We start from the raw sequence: 19,366 nt of genomic DNA on the forward strand, positions 1-19,366 counted from the left end.
GAACGCACCACATGAGCTCTGTCAGCGTCGTGATCCCCTGCTACAAGTACGGCCACTTCCTGGCCGACTGCGTACGCAGCGTGCTCGACGAACAGCCCGGCCTCGACGTGCGGGTACTGATCATCGACGACGCGTCCCCCGACGACTCGGCGGAGGTGGCCAGGAAACTGGCCGCCTCCGACCCGAGGATCGAGGTGCGGGTCCACGAGCGCAACAAGGGCCATATCGCCACCTACAACGAGGGCCTCCTGGAGTGGGCGGACGGCGACTACGTCGTCCTGCTGTCCGCCGACGACCGGCTGGTCCCCGGGGCGCTCGTGCGGGCCGTGGCCCTGCTCGACGCCCACCCGGAGGCCGGCTTCGCCTACGGCAGGCCGCTCCGTTTCCAGCACGGCGGGCCGCTGCCGGCGGCCCGCACCCGGAGCACCGGCTCCGTGGTCTATCCCGGCCACTGGTGGCTGGAGCGCCGCTTCCGCGAGGGCACCGGGTGCATCACCTCGCCCGAGGTCGTGGTCCGCACCAGCCTGCAGAAGAAGGTGGGCGGCTACGACCCCGAGCTGCCGCACGCCGGGGACATCGAGATGTGGATGCGGCTGGCCGCCCACGCGGACGTGGGCTACGTCCGCGGGGCGGACCAGGCCTTCTACCGCGTGCACGGCGGCAACATGTCCACCACGGACTTCGGCGGCCAGCTCGACGACATCCGCCAGCGGCGGGTGGCGTTCACCTCGGTCCTCGACAAGTGCGCCGACCTCCTCCCGCAGGCGGACCGCCTCGCCGGCCTGGTCGACACACGCCTGGCCCGCCAGGCGCTGCGCCGGGCCTACCGGGCGTACGACCGGGGGCGGACGGACGTCGTGCCCGTGGACGAGCTGGTGGACTTCGCCCGCGCGTGCCGGCCCGACGCCGAGGCGCTGCCGGAGTTCCGGGCGCTGCGGCTGCGCCGCCGGATCGGCGCCCGCACCATGCCGTACCTCCAGCCGCTCGTCCTCTCGGCGGTGGCCGAGCGGGCCCGCGAGTGGTTCTGGTGGCAGTCGTGGAAGCGGCGCGGGATCTAGCGGCTGCGGCCCGGCCTCGCCCCGCTGCGGCGCTCCGGGTCCCTTCCGGTCCCTCCGGGTCCCCTCCGAGTCACTCCGAACGAAAGGCATGTCCGTGAACTACCGGGTCCAGCCCACCGCCCAGGTCGACGAGAAGGCCGTCGTCGGCGCCGGCAGCAGCGTGTGGGAGCTCGCCCAGATCCGCGAGGAAGCCCGCCTCGGCGAGAACTGCGTGGTGGGCCGGGGGGCGTACGTCGGCCCCGGTGTGACCGTCGGCGACAACTGCAAGCTGCAGAACTACGCCCTGGTGTACGAGCCCGCGGTGCTCGGCGACGGGGTGTTCATCGGTCCGTCCGTGGTCCTCACCAACGACCACAACCCGCGCGCCGTGGACCCCGAGGGCAGGCTCAAGCGCGGTGGCGACTGGGAGCCGGTCGCCGTGCGGATCGGCGACGGCGCGGCCGTCGGCGCCCGCTCGGTGTGCGTGGCCCCGGTGACGATCGGGCGCTGGGCGCTCGTGGCGGCCGGCTCGGTGGTGACCGCCGACGTCCCCGACTTCGCCCTGGTGATGGGCGTGCCCGCGCGGCGGGCGGGCTGGGTCGGCAAGGCGGGCGTCCGGCTGACCGCCCACCCGGAGCGTCCGGGGATCTGGGAGTGCCCGGAGACGGGCGAGCTCTACGAGGAGCGGGACGGGCGTCTCACTGAGCACGGTGCGGCGCACTGACCTCCGGCTCCGGCTCGGCACGCCGGCGACGGCGCGCCGTCGCGTACCGCTCGGCCCACAGCGCGGACACGACGCCGCTGAGGGCGCCGAGGAAGCCCACTCCGGCGAAGGCGCGGGACCGGTTGGGGGGCAGCGCGACCGTGCCGGGGCGGTTCACCAGGTCGACGGTGAGCAGCGTCGCGGCGGGCACGCCCTGCGCGGCCTGGAGGGCGTTCAGGTGCCGGCTGTAGACCCCGATGATCGCCTGTACCGTGCGGTCGGCGGCCTCGGGCGCGGACCGCTCGGCCTCGATCTGCAGGGTGGGGATCGAGTAGTAGGGGGTGGCGCTGGTGCCGCTGTTGCGGGGGGTGATCCGGTAGGTGCCGCGCACCCCGGCCTCCCGCAGTTCGGCGCGCCCCGCGGGCGACTGGAGCTGCTGGACCACCGCGAAGGAGACCATGGCCAGCGAGGGCTGCAGGTTGGTCAGCTGGTTGGGCTGGTTGTCGGTGCGCGGCGGTTTCACCACGAGCACCGCGGAGCTCTGGTAGCGCGGTGCGGGCCGCAGCGCCGGGTAGCAGGCGGCGCCGGTGACGAGCGCGGCGAGGACCAGGACGTACCAGCGGCGCAGCAGCACGCGGGCGAGTCCCTCGGGAGTCAGCACGTCTCTGTTCATCAGCACCGATACTGGCAGCACCGAGGGGAACCGGGGGAGGGTTCGTGAGCATCGCCGAGATCTTCCGCGTGCTGTGGCGGCGTTGGTACGTGATGGTGCCGCTGACCCTGGTGGGTCTGGTCGCCGGCGGCTATCTCTACACGACGGTCCCCGTGACGTACGAGTCGCAGAGCGAGCTCGCCCTGCTCAACTCCAGCCGCGTGGCCAAGCCGGCCCCCAGCTACGGCAATCCGCTGGCGTACGCGAGCGGTTCGCTGATCGGCACCGCCGATGTGCTCATCCGGGCGCTGCAGTCGCCGGAGACGGTGCGGACCCTGCAGACGCAGGGGATCACCGACGAGTACGGGGTCGACTTCGCCGCCAAGGCCGAGGGGCCGCTGCTGACCGTGACGGTCAAGGGCGAGGACCGGGCGAAGGTGCTCGACGAGACCCGGAAGATCACGGACTACGCGGCCGAGCAGCTGCAGGTCCTGCAGAAGCAGGCCCGGGTGCCGGACGGCTACTACGTGCAGTCGGCGCGGATCGTGCCGCCGCAGAAGCCGGTCTCGCAGCCGAAGTCCCGCTACCAGAAGGTCGCCGCGGTCGTCGTCTTCGCGATCACCGGCGCCTTCCTGCTGTCGTTCCTGGTGGAGACCTGGGCCGGGGCCCGCCGCCGCTCCAAGGGCCTGCCGGACCCGCACCCCGCTCCCCCGGCGCCCGCGCCCGGGGCGGGCCGGCTGCGCCGGCTGCTCACCCGGCCGCTGGACGCGACGGCCGTGCTGACCGGCTACCTGGCCCTAGCCCTGTTCCTGCCCTCCAACCTGGCCCTGCCCGCCCTGGGCGGCGCGGGCACGCCGGCGAACGTCTTCGCGCTGCTCGGTCTCTTCTGGTACCTGGCGACCTGGTGCAGCGGCCGGATCGGCCCGGCGCCCGGCACCCGCACCATGCGGACGGTGATGCTGGTCGTGGGCTTCGCCGTCCTGCTGTCGTACATCGCCAACCAGGACCGCATCAGCAACCAGAAGGAGATCCTGGCGGCCGACCGCGGGCTGATCGTGCTGCTGGTGTGGGTGTCCCTGGTCGTCCTGACGACGGCCGGCATCCAGGACCGCGAGCGGCTGAACGTGCTGATGGGACGGCTCGTCGTGATGGGCACGGTGGTCGCCGCGCTGGGCCTGTACGACTTCTTCACCGGCACCAACATCGCCGACTCGCTGCGCATCCCGGGCCTCAACTCCAGCACGGCGAGCGTCACGGTGATGGACCGCGGCTCCTTCACCCGGCCCCGCTCGCTGACCGCGCATCCGCTGGAGTTCAGCGGCATGCTGGCGATCCTGCTGCCGTTCGCCGTCTGGTACGCCTTCGACCCGGCGCGGCGGCACCTGCGCGCGTACAAGCGCTGGGCGCCGGTGGTACTGCTCGGCGGCGGGCTGCCGCTGACCGTGTCGCGGACCTCGATCATCGGGATCGTGGTGGTCGCGCTGGTGATGGTGCCGCGGTGGAAGCCCGAGCGGCGCTGGACGGCGATCGGCATCCTGTTCGGCTCGGTGGCGGTGTTCAAGGTCCTCGTGCCGGGCCTGATCGGCACGATCACGGGGCTCTTCTCGGGCAGTCTCAACAACGCGGACAGCAGCACCCAGGCCCGCACCATCAAGTACCCGAAGATCTACGAGTACTTCGTGCAGGATCCGGTGTTCGGCCGGGGCTTCGGCACCTTCACGCCGGAGCGCTACTTCTTCACCGACAACCAGTACCTGCTCACCGTCGCCGAGCTGGGCGCCGTCGGTGTCGCCTGTCTGCTCCTGCTCGGTCTGACCGGGGTGCACCAGGGTGGTGCGATCCGGCGGCTCGCCCGCGGCGAGTCGGACCGGGAGCTCGGCCAGGCGTTCTTCGCCTCGGCGACGGTCGCCCTGGTGATCAGCGCCACCTTCGACACCCTCAGCTTCCCCATGTTCGCGGGCGTCTTCTTCCTGCTCCTCGGCGCGGGCGGCAGTTGCCTCGGCTTCGTACGGCGCGAGGCGGCGGAGGCCGCCGCGCCGCCGGTGCCTCCCGCGGACCGCGCGGCCGGCCCGACCCCGCCGCGTCCCCGTACACCTGGCTCCGAGCGTCTCGTGGAGATTTGATGCACCATCAGTCCGAATCCGCGGCCGGTCCCGTCGCCGTCCTCGTCGTCACCTGGAACAGCGCGGACGTGCTGCCCGGCTTCCTCGACTCGCTCCCGGCGGGGATGAAGGGCCTGGACTGGCGGCTCGTCGTCGCCGACAACGCCTCCTCCGACGACACCGTCGCCGTGGTGCGCGGGCTCGCGCCCGAGGCCACGGTCGTGGAGACCGGCCGCAACGGCGGCTACGCCTTCGGGGTCAACGCGGCCCTGCGCGCCGCCGACGCCTGGGAGGACGGCTACCGCGCCGTGCTGATCTGCAACCCGGACATCCGGATGGGCGAGGGCTGCGCCGCCACTCTGGTCGAGGCCCTCGGCACCCCGCTGCCGGACGGCTCGCGGGTCGGGATCTCGGTGCCGCTCCTGTACGAGGAGGACGGGGCCCTCATCCACTCGCTGCGCCGCGAGTCCAGCCTGAGCCGGGCCCTGGGCGAGGCGGTGCTCGGCAACCGCAGGGCCGGACGCTTCCCGCGCCTGAGCGAGCTGGTCACCGCACCGGCCGCCTACGCGGGCCCTACGACGACCGACTGGGCGACCGGCGCGCTGATGGCGCTGTCCCGGGCGTGCGTGGTCGCCTGCGGGCCGTGGGACGAGTCCTTCTTCCTCTACTCGGAGGAGACCGAGTACTGCCTGCGGGCCGGGGGCCTCGGCCTGCGGACCCGCCTGGAGCCGGCGGCGCGGGCGACCCACCTCGGCGGTGACTCGCGGATCTCCCCGCGCCTGTGGTCGCTGCTCGTGGTGAACCGGGTGCGGCTCTACCGGCGCCGGCACGGTCTCGCCGCCACCGCGGCGTTCCGCGGGGCGGTGCTGCTGCGGGAGCTGTCCCGGGCGGCGCTCGGGCGGGAGCCCGCGCGCGCCGCCGTGGGGGCACTGCTGCGCGGGCCTCAGTCCCGCCACGAGGTGTAGAAGCTCCCGGGGTTGACCAGGTACCGCACGGTCGGCCGGGCCACATGGGCGACCCTGCGCGTCCGGCCGTAGCGGCGGATCAGTTCCCAGTCCTCGCGGGGCAGCACTTCGGGAGTGCGCCGCAGCCGGCTGAAGTGCAGGGCCGGGGTCCGCCGCGCGACGAAGGCGTTGGTGTCGAGGAAGGCCTCGTGCGCGGCCCTGCGCCGGTCGTAGGGCACCGACAGGACGTCCATGTCGGTGCCGTCCGGCCGGACCCGGCGCAGCGCCGTGTACACGCCGTCCGGGCCGCCCGGGGCCTCCAGGGCGGCCAGGGCCTCCTGGAGGTGGTCGGGCTCCCACACGTTGTCGTCGTCGAGGAAGGCGACGTACGCCGAGTCGGTCAGCCGGATGCCCACGTTGCGCACGACGCCCGCCACGCCGGTGTTCCGGGCCAGCGAGACGGCGAAGAGGCGCGGGTCGGCGGGGAGTTCGGGCAGTCCCGCGCCGTCGTCGACGACGATGACGACCTGGTCGCGCACCGACTGCGCCAGGGCCGAGCGGACCGCCCGGAGCAGGGCATCGGGGCGCCGGTGGGTGGCGATGACGGTCGCCACCCGGGCCGTCGGACGCCTCCCGAGGACCTGGGCGAGCCGGGCGGTCTCCGCGTCCTCGACGCGGCGCAGCCTCCGCGCGGTGGGCGCGAGCAGGACCTTGTTCCGCAGCTCGTACAGGACGAGCCAGCCGAAGCGCCGTTTCAGCAGCTCCCAGGGCGCTCTCAGGGCCCGGCGCGGCAGGCCGCCCATCAGGGCCGGGTGCGGACGGCCGTCAGCGACTTGGTGAGCCCGGCCACCCGCTCGCTGAGGATCACCGACCGGGGGAAGAGGTAGCGCATCTCGGCGCGGGTCAGCAGCTCGATGTTGATGACCGCGTCCATGCCCTCCTCCGGCGTGCCGGGGCGGCTGTGGGTGAGTGGCCAGTGGCGTACGAGCTTGGCCTGGGCGGCCAGCGGGAGGAACTGGAAGCCGGGGGCGAGGAAGTGCGGCTCCACCGGGAAGTAGCGGTACGGCGTCTGCACCCAGTGCAGCGGGGCCAGTTGCTCGATGGCGCTGACGAAGCGGCGTCGCTGGCTGGGGCCGCCCACGTGCTCGATGGTCGAGTTGGACACGACGAGGTCGAACTCGCCGAGCTTGGCGGGGATCTCGGGATCGGTCACGTCGGCGATCTCGGCGGTGATCCAGTCGGGCAGCTCGGCGGGGTGCTCCTCCAGGTTCACCAGGTGCACGTGCTTCGGCCGCAGCGGGGAGCGCGTCCAGTTCGAGGCGGTGCCGCCGAGGTCGACGACGCGCATGTCGGCGATGCCGGGGAAGCAGTTGCGGAACCGCTCCCAGCGGGCCGCGCGGAATCGTTCGCCGAGCGAGTCGGGCGCGTCGACGAAACGATTGCGGAGGGCACGGATGCCGGACATCGCATCAACCACCTGGGGTTCGAGGAGAGGGTGGGGTCAGGCCCAACCCTATGCGGGGAGTGGGGATTTATCAGCTGATCTGGTGACCTTGTCGACTCACGGCTGGGACGGGACGACGGGCGTCCCGTCCGCCGTCCTGTTGCCGCGCCACACGTTCCCCTTGCCCGTGGGGTTCCAGTAGGCGACGGCGCCGTACCTGCCGCCCGCCGGGTAGTACTGGGGCGAGAAGACGTTGTCGGTGACCTCGATGCCCGTGGAGTCCTTGCCCCCGGCGTAGAGCGTGTAGGCGCCGCCGGCCAGCCAGTTGTCGTCGACGACGGTGTTGGTGACGGGCGCGCTGTCGGCGAAGAGGCCGATCGCGGCGGAGGCGCCCTTCTCGACGGGAGTCGCGTTGAGCAGGGTGTTGTGACGGATGATCAGTTTGCCCTTGCCGCCGCCGTTGCTGATGACGGCGTTGGTGTGCTGCCACTCCCCGTCGAGGTTCTTGAACGGGGTGATGTCGTGCACGTAGTTGTCGTGCAGGTTCCCCTGGCCCATGGAGAGGGCGTCGCCGAAGACGGAGATGTCGCAGTGGCCGACCTCGATCGAGCTCGTGCTCATGTTCGACACCGCGTAGTCCGAACCGCCGTTGTTGGGGCCCTTTCCGGGGACGGCGGTGATGGTGGTGTGGAGGACCCGCAGACCGGAGTAGCCGGGGCGCAGGTTGATCCCCCACCAGTTGGTCGAGGTGACGCGGCTGTCGATGACGGTGACGTTGTTGGCGTAGATGTCGAGGGAGCCGGTGATGTCCCAGCCCCGGATGACGGTGCCGTCGGTGCGGATCGACGCGTTGCCGGTGCTCTGCGGGGTCAGCGTCGCGATCCGCGGCCCGGTGGTGCTCGCGTCGGGGTAGCCGCAGGCCTTGGGGCTCGCGCAGCCCTTCGGCGCCGGCGGCTTGCCGTCCGCGGTGCCGGGGGACGCGCCGGGCGTGCCGGTGGCCCCGGGCGCGGTGATGGCGCGCGAGTCGCACAGGGCCGCGCCGCCCAGGCACAGTGCCTTCTGGCCGAGTCCCGTGAAGGTGAACAGCGAGAACAGCAGGACAGCGGCGAGCAACGCCGCGCCGAGGACCTTGCGGCGGCGGGATCGGGCCAGGGGACTCACCTCATCGCTCACGGGCCGGCTCGGCCGGCCGCTTCTGCGCCGGTACGGGGGCGACGGCGCGCTCGGCGTCCGCCACGGACCGCTCGTTCCCCCGGCTCCGGCTCCGCCGGGCGAGCGCGCCGCGCACCAGTGTGCGGCCGGGCAGCACGCACAGCCCGTAACACACGAGTCCGACGGCGCTCGTGGCGCACAGGGCCGCGATCCCCTCGCCGAGGCGCTGCCGCAGCAGGACGAGGACGACGCCCATCACGGCCCCGCCCAGCACCGGCCGGACGCAGACCCGCGCGAGGGCGCGGGCCGCGATGCCGCCGCGGCGCAGGGCGACGAGGAAGGCGGGCAGGACGACCGCGCCGGCGACCACGACATGACCGACGGCGACCGTGCCGATGCCTCCGGCGCGGGCCGCGAGGATCAGCACGGGGACCAGGGTGACCAGCCAGAGCCCCTGGATGAGCAGCAGCGAGCGGCGCCGGCCGATCGCGACCAGGCAGTCGTACGTGAGCTCGGCGGCGATCCTGGCGAGGCCGAGGGCCATCAGCCAGGGCAGCGCCTCGGCGGCGGGCCGCCACTTGGCGCCGTAGACGAGCTCGACGAGGGGTCCGGCGAGCGCGCCGAGCAGGACGCAGGCCGGGACGGTGGCGGCCATCAGGACGCCGAGTGCGCGGGCGAAGCCCTCGGAGAGGGCCTTCGGGTCGTCGGCGAGGCGGGAGAAGCCCGCGAAGGAGACCCGGCGGGCGGTCTCGGAGATGACCCGCACGGGCCAGCCCGCCATGTTGAAGGCGAGCATGTAGAAGCCGAGGGCGATGTTGCCGAGGACCGCGCCGACGATCATGGCGTCGGCGTTCACCACGGCGAGCGAGAGCAGGCTGGCGCCGGCGAGCGGCAGGCCGAAGCGGAGGAGCGCCCTGGCCTGCTCCTTGTCCCAGCCGAACTTCAGCATGCCGGGGGCGGCGACGGCGCAGCCGGCGAGGGCCACCACGTTGCCGGCGACGGCGCCGCAGGCGAAGCTCATGGCGCCCCAGCCGCGGAGGGCGAGGACCAGCGTCACGGAGGTGCTGACGACGAAGTTGAGGGCGTCGACGACCATCCGGCGGCCCTGCCGGAACTCGCGCGTGAGGACGCCCGCGGGCACCTGGGACAGCCCGTCGAGCACCAGGCACAGGCACATGACCCGCAGCACGGCGGTGGCCTCGCTCGAACCGAGCAGTGCGGCCACGGCCGGCGCGGAGACGAAGAGCACCAGGTAGAGCAGGCCGCTGGACAGGGCGCCGAGGGTGAGCACGGTCGGCGCGAACCGCCGTACGTCGCCGTCCCACCGGACGACGGCGAGGGTGACGCCCAGCTCGTTGGCGGCGAGCAGGACCATGAGGACGGTCTGGGCGACGCCGTAGACACCCCAGGCGGCCGGGTCGAGCACGTAGCGGACCAGGATGATGCCGGTGGCGAAGTTGCCGAGCCGCATCACCATCGTGTTGACGAGGCTCCACCGGGTCGCCGAGCGGACCTTGGTACCCAGGGACGCCTGGCCCTCGGCGGGTGCGGACTCCATCGAGGGGCTCCTTGTCACTTCACCCACGACGGCGGCCGCTTGGCGGGGCGGCGCTCGGCGGCGGGCAGCACGGGCAGCTGGACGGTGGGCTGGTCGGGCTGCTGCTCCCGGTCGCCTTCGGACCGGTCGTGCTCGGGGGCGGGGTGGGTGTCGGGGGCGTCCTGCGCGTCGGTGCCGGTCAGCAGCCCGTCCGTGAGGTGGCCGCCCAGGTCGGCCGGCCGGGCGGGGCGGGCCGCCGCCGGTGCGGGCCGGGGGGCGGCCTCGGAGACGGGCTCGGGCGCGGGCTCGGTCCGATCGATGTCCGAATCCTGACGGTGCTTCCTCGGGGACCGGCCCCGGCGGCGGGCCTCCGCGAAGAAGGTCGCCACCAGACTGAGCACGATGCCGAGGCCCGCGGCCATGACCAGGTACTGGACCTTGGACTTGAGCTGGGGCTCGGGATCCTGCGGCGGGACGATCGTGGTGATCCGGATCATGGAGTCCGGGGACACCTTCTGGTCCGCCTGCAGGTCCTCGAGCCGCTGGGCGGTGAACGCCATCAGCGTCTTGTTGCCCTGCAGGACCGCGTCCCGGTCCTCGCCGGTCACGGTGAGCCAGAGCAGCGGTCCCTGCGCGTTGTCCGCGATCTTCGCCTCGTACTTCTCGGTGAGCCCCTGGGCCTTCAGCTCGGCCGCGGAGGCGTCGGAGTTGACGTTGCGGGCGAGGCTGTCGGCCATGCCGGTCAGCGAGGGCTCCATGCTGAGGAAGGGGTTGCCGTCCGCCTCCGCGCCCTTGCGGGAGTTGAGCATGGCGACCGTGCTCTGCGACTCGTACGAGACCGGTACGAGCAGCCACGCGCCCACCGTCAGCCCGGCGGTGAGCAACAGCCCGGGCACGAGGACGTACCACCGCCGGCACATGACCCGGAAGATCTCTGCGAGGTCCATGGCGTTCCCCCTTGCGCGCCCCTGATCGGCGGCTGCTCAACTGCCTTGCCGCAGATGAGGATAGGTGGGATCGCGAGCGGACGTGAGCCCTTCGCGATCACCACGTTCGACGTTCTGCGGTGATACGTGCCGTCGACGGTGTCGGTCGACGGTCAGCGGTGGTCCGTGGGGCGGGGGTGATCGGTGGGTCTGGGACGTTCGGCCGCCGTTCCGCCGTCCAGGAGCACCCGGGCGATGCGTTCGCCCGCGTGCCCGTCCCACAGTTCGGGGCGGCGGGGCGGCGGCGGGTCGTCGAGGAGCCGGACGGCGGTGGCGACGATCCGGGCCGGGTCACGGCCGGCCAGGACGTTGGTGCCTTGCTCGACCGTGATCGGGCGCTCGGTGTTGTCCCGCAGCGTCACGCACGGCACCCCGAGGGCGGTGGTCTCCTCCTGGACGCCGCCGGAGTCGGTGAGCACGATGCGGGCCCCGGCCTGCAGGGCGATGAAGTCGAGGTAGCCGGCGGGCGGCACGAGCCGGATGCCGCCGGGCACGCCGAGGGCGTTCAGCTTGTCGGCGGCCCTCGGATGGACGGGCAGGACGAGCGGGCAGTGCGCGGCGACCTCGCCGAGCCCCTTGAGGAGCCCGGCGAGGATCTCGGGGTCGTCGACGTTGGCCGGCCGGTGCAGGGTGACGAGACCGTACCGCCCCGCGTCCAGACCGAGTTCGGCCAATGTGGCCGACTCCTTCGCCCGTTCCAGGTTGGCGAAGAGGGTGTCGATCATGACGTTGCCGACGACGTGGATCTGGTCGTCCCGGTAGCCCTCGGCCCGCAGGTTGTCGGCGGCGTCGGGGGACGGGGCCAGCAGGTAGTCGCTGATCCGGTCGGTGGCGACCCGGTTGACCTCCTCCGGCATGGACCAGTCGCGGCTGCGCAGGCCCGCCTCGACGTGGGCGAGCAGCGGGCCTCCCTTGGCCGCGACCAGGGCGCAGGCCAGGGTGGAGTTGACGTCGCCGACCACGACCACGACGTCCGGCGCGAGCTGCTCGACGAGCGGCTCGAAGGCGGCCATCACGCGTCCGGTCTGGGTGGCGTGGCTGCCCGAACCCACGCCGAGGAAGTGGTCGGGCGGGCGCAGGCCGAGGTCCTGGAAGAAGACGTCGTTCATGGCCGGGTCGTAGTGCTGACCGGTGTGGACGAGGACCACCTCGGCGCCCTGGGCCTCCAGGGCGTCCATCACCGGTTTGATCTTCATGTAGTTGGGCCGTGCGCCTGCGACGCAGAGGATCCTACGGACGGTGGTGACGGTCATGTGGTTCAGAGCACCTCGGTCCTGGGTCCGCTCAGCCGGCGCCGGCAGTCGAGTACGTAGTCGGCGTGGGCCTCGACGAGCTCGTAGTCGAAGGCGTCGTGGTCGGTGATGAGCACCACCGCGTCGGCGGCGGCGAGCTCCTTCTCGGTGAGCTCCACGCGGCGGAGGCGGTTGTCGACCCGGTGGCCCTCGACCACGTGCGGGTCGGCGGCGCGGACCTCGGCGCCCATGTCCAGGAGGAGTTGGGAGATGCGCAGGGCGGGCGACTCGCGGGCGTCGCCGGTGTTCTTCTTGTAGGCGAGGCCGAGCAGCAGGATCCGGGAGCCGTTGACGGCCCGCTTGCGGGTGTTGAAGGCGCTGACCAGCCGCTGGATCACGTAGTCGGGCATGTGGTTGTTGATGTCGTTGGCGAGCTCGACGAAGCGGAAGCTCTGCCCGAGTTCGCGCTGCACCCGCCAGGAGAGGTACGAGGGGTCGATCGGCAGGCAGTGCCCGCCGACGCCCGGTCCGGGGGTGAAGCGCATGAAGCCGAAGGGCTTGCTGGAGGCGGCGTCGATCGCCTGCCACACGTCGATGTCGAGGTGGCGGGCGAACATCGCTATCTCGTTGACCAGGGCGATGTTGACGTGCCGGAAGGTGTTCTCCAGGAGCTTGGCGAGCTCGGCCTCCTTGGGCGAGCCGACGGGCACCGTGGTGTCGACGAGGCCGTCGTAGAAATCCTGCACGGCCTTGAGCGAGCCCGCGTCCACGCCGGAGACGACCTTGGGGGTCTGCTCGAAGCCCCAGACCGGGTTGCCCGGGTCGATCCGCTCGGGGCTGTAGCCGAGGTGGAAGTCCGATCCGGCGACGAGTCCGGACCCCTCTTCGAGGAGGGGGCCGAACAGCTCCTGGGTGGTGCCGGGGTAGGTGGTCGACTCCAGGACGACGGTCGCCCCGGGGCGCAGGTAGCGGGCCAGGGTGCGGGCCGACTCCTCGATGTAGCGCAGGTCGGGGGTGCCTTCGTGCAGCGGGGTCGGCACGGTGACGACGGCGACGTCGAAGCCGCCGATGTCCCGTACGGAGTCGCTCGCGCGGTAGGTCCCGGCCTCGATGGCGGCGCGGAGGCGTTCGGAGGAGACGTCCTCGACGTACGACTCCCCCGCCGCGAGGCTCTTCACCCGGTCGGCGTCCACGTCGTAGCCGATGACCTCGTGCCCGGTCTCGGCGGCCCGGACGGCAAGCGGCAGTCCGACGTATCCCTGTCCCACGACGACGACGCGCATCACGATTCCCCCCTGCTTGCGGTGCTGATCGACGGTGCCGGCGTGCGGCGGAGCAACTCCCGTCCCGTCATGAGGGCGAAGGAGACGTTGGTGGTGAGGTAGCGCCTGCCGAGCCGGCGCGGCTCCTGGAGCGCGCGGTAGAGCCATTCGAGACCGAGTCGCTGCCAGCGCTCGGGCGCGCGTCGGGTGACCCCGGCGAGGATGTCGAAGGAGCCTCCGACGCCGTGCACGAGCGCCACCTTGCTGCGCTCGCCGTAACCGGCGGTGAAGATCTCCTTCTTGGGCGAGGTCATGCCGAGGAACAGCATGTCGGCGCCGGCGGCGGCGATGGCGTCGGCGATCGCGGGCTGCTCGCTGTCGTCGAAGTAGCCGTTGCGGCTGCCGGCGACGCGCAGGCCGGGGAAGCGGACGGCGATCTGGCGGAGCATCTTCTCCAGGACGTCCTGCCGGGCGCCGAGGAGGTAGACGGAGTGTCCGGCGGCCTCGGCCTCGCCGAGCAGCCGCATGAACAGGTCGATGCCGGCGACGCGTTCGGGCAGAGGACGGCGGAGCAGCCGGGCCGCCCACACGACGGCCTGGCCGTCGGCGAGGACCAGGTCGCAGCCGGAGACCGCCCGGGCGAGCGCGGGGTCGCGGCGCATGTTGACCAGCTTGGCGGCGTTCACGACGCCGATCTCCAGGCGCTCGCCGGCGCGCACGGCGGCGAGGCAACGGTCGACGGTCTGGTCCATGGTGAGCGCGTCGAGGGTGACACCGAAGAGGTGCTGACGGTTCGTCATCTGCCACCCGCCCCGGTGTCGTCGGCCCCCGGCGCCGTGGCCTTCGCCCCGGTGACCCCGACCCCGGCGCCGGCGCCGTCGTCGCGGATCGAGCCGAGCCAGGCGAAGAGCATCCAGCCGAACTCGTACGGCCGGCACTCGCGGTCCACCGCCGTGGGGCGGAACACGGAGTCGAGCACGCCGAGCCGCAGCCCGGGCACCAGGCGGGTGGACAGCCCGCGGGCGGCACGCACCGCCTTCTTCGGGTCGCCGCGGTACACCTTGCGCCAGGTGACCCCGAGGTCGTCGAGGATCATCGGCTCGGGCGTGCCGGCGCGGGCGAGTTCGGGGACCTCGGTCATCCAGCGCAGTCCGCGCCGGATCGGCTCGCCGAAGTCGGTGCCGCCGGCCTCGGCGAGGTCGAGCAGCGCCGTGGGGGCCATCGCGTGCTGGTGCACGCTGTAGACGGGATATCCCTCGACGACGGTGCCGCGCCGGGCGTCGTAGTGCCACCACCACTGCCCGCCGTCGCCCTGCAGGGCGCAGATGCGGGTGGCGCAGGCGTCGGCGGCGGCGAGGGCCTCCGGGTCGTCGCCGGAGGTGTGCGCGCGGGCGAGGGCCTGCAGCGGGTAGGTCTGGTCGGCGAAGCAGCCGATGTGGTCGCGGTACCAGGCGTTGAGGCCGGGTCCGGTGGCGTGCGGGAAGAGCGGGCTGCCGCCGATCCGGGCGCGCAGCAGCCGGTCGCGGGCGGCGGCGAGGCGCTGCTCCACGTCGAGGGTGCCGCGGGCGGCGGCGAGCGCGGAGAGCACCCAGGCGGCCTCGACCGTGTACTGGGGGCGGCCCGGTACGTCGAGGGCGGCGACCCGGTCGAGCGCGTCCGACAGCTTGGGGTGGCCGGTCTCGGCGGCGGCCCACGCGACGAGAGCGGCGTCGCCGAGGTTGCGGACGCAGGGGAGCCGCTCGACGAGCAGGCCGGTGAACTCCTCGGCGGTGTGGCCGCCGAGGACCGCGCGCTGCCGGTCGGCGGGCAGGAAGCGCACGCCGAGGGCGGTGATCGCGGCGTAACGGATGCTGGTGCCGCGCTGCTCCAGGGTCCACCCGCCGGCGTCGGCGCGGTGCCCGGCCCGGGTGAAGACGAAGCCGGTCCCCTCCGGCACGAGCATCTTCGGGAGCCCCCGCTCCGCCACGGCGAGCAGGCGGGTGGCGAGGTCGTGGAGCGGCCGGTCGGCCGTCGCGAGCTCGGTCATCCGTGAACTGCGTGGAATGTCGGGTGTGTTGGCAGGACGATCGGACACACCCACCCCCCTCGGGTCGGTCCCGGACCAGAGCGGCTGGTCCGGATCGGCTGGCTGATCCACCGGCTGTGATGCCGGCTGTTGTGGTGCGGGACTGCGACGGGGTGTCGTGCGACGCCGGGTTGCGGGCAGCGCGACGCGGCGCAGGACGTGACCGCGGCACCCCTGGGGGGACGCCGCCCTGCGCGTCGGCGCGCTCATCCAGCGGTTGCCCGCTTCTCGGGCAGGCCGGCGCGCGATCGGTCCCGGGTGTCACGAACCCGGGCAAGTCGAACATGATGAGACGGACAGGCGGCGTCGAAGCGTCTGCGCTTCGGCCCCCTGCCGGTGAAACCCCCCACGAACACCCCCAGCGCACAGCGCGAACGTTGTGCTCAACTCGCAGCGTACAACGGGAAGATAGGCGCACAACACGGTGACGATGAGGCCTTTCGCGGAATTGGTGGCAAGCGGTCGCGAAGCCGCACCGATCGCGCCCTTCCGACAGACGTCCAGCGGTTACAGTGGGCGCGCGCTCACCCGCTCGACGAGGCTGGAGTCCTGGACCGTGTACCTGGCCGACCGCTCCACACCACAGGGGACGACCGGCTCCGCGCCGGACCGCGTCCGCGGCACGGTCCGGGCGGTCTCCCCGACCGTCCTGGCGCTGGGCACGGTCAGTCTGATCACCGACGTCTCCAGCGAGATGGTCACCGCCGTGCTGCCGCTGTACCTGGTCGTGGGGCTCGGGCTCAGTCCGCTGGGCTTCGGGATGCTCGACGGCGTGCAGAACGGCGTGAGCGCCCTGGTGCAGCTCACCGGCGGCCATCTCGCCGACCGGGTGCGCAACCACAAGCTGATCGCCGGCATCGGTTACGGCCTGTCGGCGTTGTGCAAACCCCTGCTGCTGGTCCACAACTTGGGCGCCCTGGGTACGGCGCTGGCCCTGGACCGTACGGGCAAGGGCCTGCGCACCGCCCCGCGCGACGCCCTGATCTCGCTGTCCGCCCCGCCGGAACGGCAGGGACGGGCCTTCGGCGTGCACCGGGCGATGGACACCACCGGGGCACTGCTCGGCCCGATCCTCGCGTTCCTCATCCTGGGCGTGGCGGCCGGGGGTTACGACGCGGTGTTCGCGGTCAGCGGGTGCGTGGCGGCCCTGGGGGTGCTGGTGCTGCTGCTCTTCGTGCCGGGCGGACGGACGGCTCCCGCCCCCGCGTCGGCCGAGGGGGCCGCGTCCCCTTCCCGCGAGGCACGGGTGGATCTGCGGGCGGCGTTCGGGCTGTTGCGGACACGACGGCTGCGGGCCCTGTTCGCGTGCGCGGTCCTGCTCGGCCTGACGACCGTCAGCGACGCGTTCCTGTACCTGCTGGTGCAGCGCCGGACGGGGATCGACGAGCAGCTGTTCCCGCTGCTGCCCCTGGGCACCGCCACGGTGTTCCTGCTGCTCGCGCTGCCGGCCGGGCGGCTCGCCGACCGGGTGGGGCGCCGGGTGGTGTTCCTGGCCGGGCACGCCGGGCTGCTGCTCGCGTACGCCCTCCTGCTGTGGGCGCCCGGCACCCCGGCGCTGCCCTGGCTGGTCCTGGTGCTGCACGGCGTCTTCTACGCCGCGACCGACGGCGTGCTGCCCGCGGCGGTCGCCGCCGTGGTGCCCGAGCGGCTCCGGGCCAGTGGCATCGCCCTGGTCGGCACGGGCCAGGCGCTCGCCCGCTTCTGCTGTTCCCTGGCCTTCGGCGCCGCGTGGGCCGCGTGGGGCGACGGCCCCGCGCTGGCCGGGGCGGCCGTCGGCCTCGCCTGCTGCGCGGCCGTCGCCGGTGCCGCCCTGCGTCCCACGGGAGATCCGCGATGACCCTCACCCCGCTGCGCCGCCTGCTGATCCTCGTCGCGGGGTTGCTGCTCCTCGGCGGCGTGGGCGCCTGGTCCGTCCTGTCGGCGGCCGACCGGGCCGCCGAGGAGAACGAGCCACGGCCGGGCGGTCCGGTCTTCGCCGGCGGCACGGTGCGGTTGGACGAGCCGGGCCGGCTGGTCTTCCGCAACACGGCGGCGGGCCCGCACCGCGACCGTCTGGTGTCGGTCCCGGCCGCCACCGCGGCGGGCGCGACCCGCACCGCTTCCGACGTGAGCTGCCTGCGCTTCCACGCCGCCGCCGGCACCGGTGTCTGCCTCCAGTCCACCACCGTCCTGGGCCGCCCGGCCTACCGCGCGCAGATCCTCGACGCCGATCTGCGCGTGCGACGGACGTACTCCCTCGCGGGCATCCCGAGCCGGGCTCGGGTCTCCCCCAGCGGGCGGCTTGCCGCCTGGACGGTGTTCGTGAAGGGCGAGTCGTACGGGTCCGCGTTCTTCTCGACCCGTACCGCGGTCCTCGACACGCGCGGCTGGGAACTCGTCCCGAACCTGGAGGAGTTCGCGATCGTCCTGGACGGGCGGCCGTACCGGAACAAGGACGTCAACTTCTGGGGCGTGACCTTCGCGAAGGACGACGACACGTTCTACGCGACCCTGAGCACCGGCGAGGAGACGTACCTCGTCCGCGGCTCGCTCGCGGCCCGCTCCGTCACGACGCTGACCCGTAACGTCGAGTGCCCGTCCCTCTCGCCCGACGGCACGCGGGTCGCCTACAAGAAGCGCGTCCTCGGGAAATCCGCACTCTGGCGCGAACACGTCCTGGACCTGCGGACCCTGACGTCCACCCCGCTCGCCGAGCGGCGCAGCGTGGACGACCAGGCCGTGTGGCTCGACGACCGGACCCTCGCGTACGCGCTGCCGGCGGACACCCGCGCGAACTCGGACGACGTCTGGACCGTCCCGGCCGACGGCACGGGTTCCCCCCGCGTCCTCCTGGAGGACGGCCTGGCCCCGGCGGCCTCCGGGGCGGCCGGGTGAGGAACGTGCGGCGGCTCCGGTCCAGGGGTTGACCGGAGCCGCCGGAGTGCAACCGCGTGGGGCGCGGTCCTGCCGTTCAAACACGAGGGCCGTCTGAGGAGGAGGGGGCGACCCTTCGATGTTCTGTTCGGGCCCGTGGGGGCTCCTTTAGTAAATATACTTTCTGTCGAGAAAGCAAGAGAATGAAAATTTTCATGCTACCCGCGGGTACGGCCCATCATCCGGCCCCGCTCCGGGCCCAGCCGGACGGATCAGTCGTCCAGGAAGAAGGCGTGCTGGTCCGCCGCCTGCTCGTACTTCTCCAGCCGTAGCTGCGTACGCTCCGGGTCCGCGTCCGCCATGGCCTGGAGGATCGCCGCGGACAGCACCCCGGGCGCCGCGTACGAGTCGAAGACCAGGCGTGAGCCCGTACCGGCGGCGAAGACCACGTCGGCCTGGTCGACGAGCGGGCCGAGCGCCTGGTCGGTGATCAGCGCGACGCGCAGACCGGCGCCGCGCGCGGCCTTCACCACGGCGAGGGTCTCGTTGGCGTGCCGGGGCATCGCGAAGGCCAGTACCCAGGTGCCGCCCGCCTCCCGGGCCTGGAGCAGCCCGTCGTAGGCGACGCTGCCCCCGCGCGTGACCACCCGGACGTCCGGGTGGATGCGACGCGCGGCGTACGCGAAGTACTCGGCGAGGGAGACCGAGATCCGCAGCCCGACGACGGTCAGCGGCACGGACCGGGCCAGCTCGCGACCGATGTCGAGGATCCGGTCGGGGTCGGCGAAGACGCGCCGCAGGGCCGTCAGGTTCTCGATCTCGGCATCGACCGCCGACTGGAGCTCGTTGCGGAGCCGCCCCTCCCCCTCCCTCTCCCCCTCGTCCGGCGCACCGGCGACCGCGCTGAGCGCGATGGGCTGCAGGGCCTCCCGGAGCGCCGGGTAGCCGGTGAAGCCCAGTGACACGGCGAACCGGGTCACGGACGGCTGACTGACCCCCACGCGCTCGGCGAGCTCGGTGATCGACAGGAACGCGGCCTCGGTGAGGTGGTCGATCAGGAACTGGGCGATGCGCCGCTGCGCGGGGGACAGCCGGTGTCCGCCGAAGAGCGCCCGGACCCGCTCGGCGGGCGTGGCCGCCTCCGGCTCCGGCGAGCGTCTGCCCGGCGTGATCGCGGCCGCCTGTGCGCGCGCCTGCTGCCCAGATGGCACGGGGTGCCTCCTTCTCGTCTCCTTGTCGCCCAAGATAGTTCAACGGGCCGCCCTTTCCGGCGAGCGGCCGTCCCGGCCGACCTGAGGTGACCGCCGTTCACCACGCCGTCGCCCGCGCGCCCCGTCCCCCGGACGCACCGTTCGCTTGGTGCCGCGGCCCGGCAGACCTTAGCGTCCACTTCGGGG

The 19,366-nt window shown here is 72.9% G+C and carries 17 protein-coding genes; 6 read left to right on the top strand and 11 right to left on the bottom strand.

Features of this window, described 5'->3' with window-relative positions; translation table 11 throughout:
- Window positions 1-11 precede the first annotated feature (11 nt).
- Both AB0M16_RS22405 and AB0M16_RS22410 read left to right on the top strand, forming a co-directional pair.
- Window positions 12-1,058, top strand: coding sequence for a glycosyltransferase (locus tag AB0M16_RS22405; protein WP_365345533.1), 1,047 nt, complete (start codon window positions 12-14; stop codon window positions 1,056-1,058).
- A 94-nt stretch (window positions 1,059-1,152) separates the two neighbouring features.
- Window positions 1,153-1,761, top strand: a complete 609-nt coding sequence (locus AB0M16_RS22410) for an acyltransferase (protein WP_365345817.1) — start codon at window positions 1,153-1,155, stop codon at window positions 1,759-1,761.
- Here the strand turns inward: AB0M16_RS22410 and AB0M16_RS22415 are convergent.
- Entirely contained in the window at window positions 1,736-2,413 is a 678-nt protein-coding gene (locus tag AB0M16_RS22415) for a hypothetical protein (RefSeq protein WP_365345535.1), read from the bottom strand. The genes AB0M16_RS22410 and AB0M16_RS22415 overlap by 26 nt on opposite strands.
- Window positions 2,414-2,457: 44 nt before the next feature.
- On the opposite strand from AB0M16_RS22415, the gene AB0M16_RS22420 reads away from it, so the two are divergent.
- Both AB0M16_RS22420 and AB0M16_RS22425 read left to right on the top strand, forming a co-directional pair.
- Complete coding sequence (locus AB0M16_RS22420) at window positions 2,458-4,515, top strand: O-antigen ligase family protein (protein ID WP_365345537.1); 2,058 nt, start codon at window positions 2,458-2,460, stop codon at window positions 4,513-4,515.
- Window positions 4,515-5,459: a glycosyltransferase family 2 protein gene (locus AB0M16_RS22425; protein WP_365345539.1), complete on the top strand. Its 945-nt coding sequence runs from the start codon at window positions 4,515-4,517 to the stop codon at window positions 5,457-5,459. Before AB0M16_RS22420 ends, AB0M16_RS22425 begins: the two co-directional genes overlap by 1 nt.
- On the opposite strand, the gene AB0M16_RS22430 is transcribed toward AB0M16_RS22425, so the two are convergent.
- The 9 genes from AB0M16_RS22430 to AB0M16_RS22470 form a co-directional block, all read right to left on the bottom strand.
- On the bottom strand, window positions 5,438-6,241 hold the full coding sequence (locus tag AB0M16_RS22430; protein WP_365345541.1) for a glycosyltransferase family 2 protein: 804 nt from the start codon (window positions 6,239-6,241) through the stop codon (window positions 5,438-5,440). The two genes, AB0M16_RS22425 and AB0M16_RS22430, sit on opposite strands and share 22 nt — an antisense overlap.
- The gene (locus AB0M16_RS22435; RefSeq protein WP_365345543.1) at window positions 6,241-6,903 is read right to left on the bottom strand and encodes a class I SAM-dependent methyltransferase; all 663 of its coding nucleotides are present in this window, start codon (window positions 6,901-6,903) and stop codon (window positions 6,241-6,243) included. The genes AB0M16_RS22430 and AB0M16_RS22435 overlap by 1 nt, the downstream gene beginning before the upstream one ends.
- A 96-nt stretch (window positions 6,904-6,999) precedes the next feature.
- The gene (locus tag AB0M16_RS22440) at window positions 7,000-8,055 is read right to left on the bottom strand and encodes a hypothetical protein (RefSeq protein WP_365345544.1); all 1,056 of its coding nucleotides are present in this window, start codon (window positions 8,053-8,055) and stop codon (window positions 7,000-7,002) included.
- Window positions 8,045-9,592 (bottom strand): oligosaccharide flippase family protein, encoded by a 1,548-nt coding sequence (locus AB0M16_RS22445; RefSeq protein WP_365345546.1) that lies wholly within the window; start codon window positions 9,590-9,592, stop codon window positions 8,045-8,047. The genes AB0M16_RS22440 and AB0M16_RS22445 overlap by 11 nt, the downstream gene beginning before the upstream one ends.
- 14 nt (window positions 9,593-9,606) lie before the next feature.
- Window positions 9,607-10,518, bottom strand: coding sequence for a chain length determinant protein (locus tag AB0M16_RS22450; RefSeq protein ID WP_365345548.1), 912 nt, complete (start codon window positions 10,516-10,518; stop codon window positions 9,607-9,609).
- Between the two features lie 152 nt (window positions 10,519-10,670).
- Entirely contained in the window at window positions 10,671-11,810 is a 1,140-nt protein-coding gene (gene wecB / locus AB0M16_RS22455) for a UDP-N-acetylglucosamine 2-epimerase (non-hydrolyzing) (protein WP_365345550.1), read from the bottom strand.
- 5 nt (window positions 11,811-11,815) lie between these two features.
- Complete coding sequence (locus AB0M16_RS22460; RefSeq protein WP_365345551.1) at window positions 11,816-13,072, bottom strand: nucleotide sugar dehydrogenase; 1,257 nt, start codon at window positions 13,070-13,072, stop codon at window positions 11,816-11,818.
- Complete coding sequence (locus AB0M16_RS22465) at window positions 13,072-13,851, bottom strand: WecB/TagA/CpsF family glycosyltransferase (protein ID WP_365345553.1); 780 nt, start codon at window positions 13,849-13,851, stop codon at window positions 13,072-13,074. The genes AB0M16_RS22460 and AB0M16_RS22465 overlap by 1 nt, the downstream gene beginning before the upstream one ends.
- Window positions 13,848-15,077: a hypothetical protein gene (locus tag AB0M16_RS22470; protein WP_365345555.1), complete on the bottom strand. Its 1,230-nt coding sequence runs from the start codon at window positions 15,075-15,077 to the stop codon at window positions 13,848-13,850. The genes AB0M16_RS22465 and AB0M16_RS22470 overlap by 4 nt, the downstream gene beginning before the upstream one ends.
- A gap of 595 nt (window positions 15,078-15,672) precedes the next feature.
- Here AB0M16_RS22470 and AB0M16_RS22475 point away from each other — a divergent pair.
- The gene (locus tag AB0M16_RS22475; protein WP_365345557.1) at window positions 15,673-16,953 is read left to right on the top strand and encodes an MFS transporter; all 1,281 of its coding nucleotides are present in this window, start codon (window positions 15,673-15,675) and stop codon (window positions 16,951-16,953) included.
- The gene (locus tag AB0M16_RS22480; RefSeq protein ID WP_365345559.1) at window positions 16,950-17,990 is read left to right on the top strand and encodes a TolB-like translocation protein; all 1,041 of its coding nucleotides are present in this window, start codon (window positions 16,950-16,952) and stop codon (window positions 17,988-17,990) included. Before AB0M16_RS22475 ends, AB0M16_RS22480 begins: the two co-directional genes overlap by 4 nt.
- A 251-nt stretch (window positions 17,991-18,241) precedes the next feature.
- Here the strand turns inward: AB0M16_RS22480 and AB0M16_RS22485 are convergent, their stop codons facing one another.
- Complete coding sequence (locus AB0M16_RS22485; protein ID WP_365345561.1) at window positions 18,242-19,180, bottom strand: MurR/RpiR family transcriptional regulator; 939 nt, start codon at window positions 19,178-19,180, stop codon at window positions 18,242-18,244.
- Window positions 19,181-19,366: the final 186 nt, after the last annotated feature.

Source organism: Streptomyces sp. NPDC051921 (genome assembly GCF_040680975.1).
GTDB lineage: Bacteria > Actinomycetota > Actinomycetes > Streptomycetales > Streptomycetaceae > Streptomyces.